2 protein-coding genes are annotated in these 3992 nt (G+C 65.6%); both read left to right on the forward strand.

Annotated features, from left to right (window positions below):
* A partial coding sequence (locus AWC06_RS06480) for a condensation domain-containing protein (RefSeq protein WP_139819937.1) occupies positions 1-3778 on the forward strand: 3778 nt, incomplete at its 5' end.
* Positions 3775-3992: hypothetical protein (locus tag AWC06_RS06485; RefSeq protein WP_139819938.1), on the forward strand; the 218-nt coding region annotated here is incomplete at its 3' end. The genes AWC06_RS06480 and AWC06_RS06485, both read left to right, overlap by 4 nt.

Below are 3992 nucleotides of genomic sequence, written 5' to 3' on the forward strand. Positions count from 1 at the left end.
TCTGCATGCCTTGCTGGTCGGCGAGCAGGTCAGTGTGTTAAGCCAGACCCCCTCGGCGTTTTATGCGTTGCAAACCGCTGATGCGCTGGCCCCGGAGCTGGGCCGGCAGCTGAAGTTGGGCTCTGTGGTGTTTGGTGGGGAGGCGCTGGAACCGCAGCGGTTGCGGGCATGGTTGGGCAATCACCCGGGCTCGCCGCGGCTGCTCAACATGTATGGCATCACCGAGACGACGGTGCATGCCTCGTTGCGTGAGATCCTCGACGGCGATATCGACAGTGCCGCCAGCCCGATCGGGGTGCCGTTGGCGCATCTGGGCTTTTTCGTGCTGGATGGCTGGTTGCGGCCGGTGCCGGTTGGGGTGGTGGGGGAGTTGTATGTGGCCGGCGCCGGGCTGGCGTATGGCTATGTGGGCCGGGCGGGGTTGACGGCGTCGCGGTTTGTGGCCTGCCCGTTCGCCGGCGCGGGGGCGCCAGGACAACGGATGTATCGCACCGGGGATTTGGTGTGTTGGGGTGCTGATGGGCAGCTGGCTTATCTGGGACGCGCCGATGAGCAGGTCAAGATCCGCGGGTATCGCATCGAGCTCGGGGAAATCCAGGCCGCGCTGACCGCAGCAGATGGGGTGCAGCAGGCGGTGGTGGTTGCCCGCGAGGACCGCCCCGGTGATAAGCGCCTGGTGGGTTATGTCACCGGGGTCGCCGACCCGGCCGAGATCCGTGCCGCGCTGGGTGAGCGGCTGCCGGCCTACATGGTGCCCGCCGCGGTGGTGGTGTTGGAGACCCTGCCGTTGACGGTCAACGGCAAACTCGACACCCGCGCCCTGCCGGCACCCGAATACACCGACGGTGATCGCTATCGTGCCCCGGCCAGCGCGGTCGAGGAGATCCTGGCCGGCATCTACGCCCAAGTACTCGGTGTGGAGCGGGTCGGCGTCGATGACTCCTTCTTCGAATTGGGCGGGGACAGCATCTTGTCGATGCAAGTGGTGACGCGAGCCCGTGCTGCCGGCTTGCTGTGTCGGCCGCGCGATATTTTCGTCGAGCAGACTGTGGCCCGGCTGGCCCGGATAGCCGGAGTGGCCGACGCCGCTGGCGGCCCGGTCGACGAGGGTGTTGGACCGGTGGTGGCCACCCCGATCATGCGCTGGCTACAGGGCGTGGGGGGCCCGGTGGAGCAGTTCAACCAGACGATCGTGGTGCAGGCGCCCGCAGGGGCGACCGAGGCCGACGCGGTGGTGCTGTTGCAGGCCTTGCTGGATCGGCATGCCATGTTGCGGGCACGCGTCCACGACGACGGGGTCGGGTGGTGGACGTTGACGGTGCCCGAGGTGGGGTCGGTGGATGCCGGCGCTTGCCTGCAATCGGTGGATGTGCTGTCCGATGAGGCGCTGATCAAGGCGCGGTCGCGGTTGAACCCGGCCGGCGGGGTGATGCTCAGCGCGTTGTGGGCTGGTTCCACCGCCCAGCTGGTGTTGATCGTTCACCATCTGGCCGTCGATGGGGTGTCGTGGCGCATCGTGTTGGAGGACCTCAACATCGCCTGGGTCCAGCATCGTGACGGGCGGCCGGTGGTGTTGCCGGCGACGGGGACGTCATTTGCCCGCTGGGCGTCGCTGCTGGCCGAGCACGCCCACCGCCCGGAAATCGTGGCCCAAGCCCAGGCGTGGCGGCAGGTGGTGGCGGCCCCGTCCGCGTTGCCGGCGGTGCAAGCGGCGGTGGATACGTTCGTCACGGCTGGGCACTTGTCGGTGTCGCTGGATGTCGAAACCACTCGGACGTTGTTGGGTGAGGTGCCGGCAGCGTTTCATGCCGGAATACACGAGATCTTGTTGATCGCGTTCGGGTTGGCGGTGGCGGAGTTTTTGGGCACCGGCGGTGCGCCGATCGGGATCGATGTGGAGGGCCACGGCCGTCACGAGGAGCTGGCCGACGATGTGGACCTTTCGCGCACGGTGGGGTGGTTTACCACCAAATACCCGGTGTCGCTGGCGTCGGGTGGGCTGTCTTGGGCACAGGTAGCGGCCGGTGAGGCCGCACTGGGGGTGGCGATCAAAGACGCAAAGGAGCAGCTTCGTGCCCTTCCCGATGGCTTGACCTACGGATTGCTGCGGTATCTGAACCCTGATGTTGAATTGGCGCAATCTGATCCGCCGATCGGCTTTAACTATTTCGGGCGACTGGGCGCGGCGGCGGCCGAGGTGTCGAGCGATTTTTGGCGGCTCAGCCAGGAGGACTTCTCGTTGACCGGCGCCAGCGGGGCGATACCCATGCCGCTGGCGCACACCGTGGAGCTCAACGCCGCCACCGTCGACACCGACACCGGCGCGCACCTGCACGCCAACTGGACCTGGGCGCCCTCGGCGCTGGATCACGACCGGGTCAGCCGATTGAGCCGGTTGTGGTTTGAGGCTCTGGCCGGTATCTGTGCACATGTGCGCGCCGGTGGGGGCGGATTGACGCCATCGGATATCGCGCCTGCCCGTTTGAGCCAGCAGCAGCTCGACCAACTCCAGCAGCAATATCAGGTCGCCGACGTTTTGCCGTTGACCCCGCTGCAGCAGGGACTGCTGTTCCATACCAGCACCGCCCAAGGCAGCGACGATTTGTATGCGGTGCAGCTGGACATCACGGTCACGGGTGCCCTCGATCAGCACCGCCTGTCTGATGCGGTGCAGACGGCGGTCAACCGCCACCCCAACCTGGCGGCCCGATTCTGCGCACAGTTCGACGAGCCGGTGCAGGTCATCCCGGCTGATCCGGTGGTGCCCTGGCGGTATGTCGAACTCGGCGGCGACGGCGTCGACGTCGAGCAGCAGGTTCAGCGGGTGTGTGCTGACGAACGCGCCGCGGTCTGCGACCTCGCCCACCAGTCGCCCTTCCGGGCCGCGTTGATCCGCACGGCGCCAGACCGGCACCGGTTTGTGCTCACGAACCACCACATCGTGCTCGATGGCTGGTCGATACCGATCCTGCTACCGGAAATAATCGCCAGCTATTACGGGCAGCGGCTTCCCGCGCCCGCACCGTACCGCAGCTTCGTCAGCTGGCTGGCAAGTCGGGATCGCGTTGCCGCCCAAGCGGTCTGGCGTGAGATGTTCGCCGGCTTTGACACACCCACATTGGTGGCTACACCGGACCGGTTAGGGGTCGGGCGGCGCGGCGTTGAATCGTTCCGGTTGCCTGAGGACACCATGCGGGCTCTCGGCGAATTGGCGCGCTCGTGCCACACCACCGTCAACATCGTGCTGCAGGCCGCCTTCGCTCAGGTGCTGATGTGGCTGACGGGTCAGCATGATGTCGCGTTCGGCACCGCGGTCTCGGGAAGGCCAGCCGAGGTGGCCGGCGCGGAGTCGATGGTGGGCCTATTGATCAACACGGTGCCGGTGCGGGCACAAATCACGCCGGCAACCACCATCGCAGACCTGCTAGATCAGCTGCAAAGCGCCCACAACCAGACCCTCGAACACCAGCATCTGTCGTTAACCGACATTCACCGCGTGACCGGCCACGACCAATTGTTCGACACGCTTTTCATTTACGAGAACTATCCGATCGACACCGCCGCATTGTTGGGAGTCCATGACTTGGCCATCACCGAGATCACTAACCGCGAATACAACCATTACCCGCTTTCAGTGCAAGCCCAACCCGGAACTGAACTAAGCCTTCGTGTCGAATTCGACACCGATGTTTTTGATGTGGCTCGGGTTGGGGCGTTGGTTGGGCGGTTGGAGCGGGTGTTGGGGGCGATGACGGCTGGTTTGGGGCAGGCGTCGTGACTGCGGATTTGACGCGGCGGTTGTTGTCGATTGATTTGCTCGATGAGGATGAGCATGCCTGTTTGGATGGGTGGGGTAATCGGGGGGTGTTGACGGCGGCGGCGGCGCCGGCGGTGTCGGTTCCGGTGTTGTTTGCTGCGCAGGTGGCGCGTAGTCCGCGGGCGGTGGCGGTGACGTTTGAGGGCCGCTCGATGACGTATGGGGAGTTGGAGGA

The organism is Mycobacterium fragae, assembly GCF_002102185.1.
GTDB lineage: Bacteria > Actinomycetota > Actinomycetes > Mycobacteriales > Mycobacteriaceae > Mycobacterium > Mycobacterium fragae.